The 813-nt window shown below is 49.3% G+C and carries 1 pseudogene; it reads left to right on the forward strand.

The features are described 5' to 3' along the window. A pseudogene (metL, locus tag R7R78_RS25460) lies at positions 1-813 on the forward strand (bifunctional aspartate kinase/homoserine dehydrogenase II); the annotation flags it as partial.

An 813-nucleotide genomic window follows, 5' to 3' on the forward strand; every position in this document is an offset into this window, starting at 1 on the left:
AAAAAGCGGCAGTGTTGGGTCACGGTGAAGTGTGGTCTTCACGTTTATTGGCTGCCTTGCTTTCACAACAAAATGTTCCTGCGGTCGCACAAGATGCACGTGCATTTTTACGTGCAGAAGCAGGTACTCAACCGGAAGTTGACCGTGCGCGTTCTTATCCCCTGATTAAGGAGGCGTTGGCGCAACACAGCCACAAACGCGTCATCATTACTGGATTTATGGCGCAAAATGAGGCGGGAGAAACCGTGTTGTTGGGGCGGAATGGCTCGGATTATTCCGCAACCGTAATCGGTGCTTTGGCGGAAGTGACAACCGTAACCATTTGGAGTGATGTTGCTGGTGTTTACAGTGCGGATCCTCGTTTAGTGTCGGACGCATGTCTGTTGCCTTTACTGCGCTTAGACGAAGCGAGTGAACTGGCCCGCCTTGCAGCGCCGGTCTTGCATAGCCGTACGTTACAACCTGTCGCGCAAAGCACGATGGACTTAAGCCTCAAGTGCAGCTATCAACCTGAATCGGGTTCAACGCGTATTGAGCGTGTACTTGCTTCTGGGCGTGGAGCGAAAATCATCACTTCTTTGGATGAAGTATTGTTGATTCAATTGTCTTTTAGGCATGGTCATGACTTCAACAAAACCCAAAGTGATGTTTTAAAGTCTCTTCAACGTGCGCAACTCGAGCCACTCTCTTACGAAGCCCAAGCCGATCAGCAAAAATTACGCTTAGCGTACACCGCAGAGATTGCGACAGGTGCGCTGAAGTATCTACAAGATCTTGCGGTTGAAGCTGAAATCAAACTCAAAGAAGGCTATT

It is taken from the genome of Vibrio sp. 2134-1, from assembly GCF_033339495.1.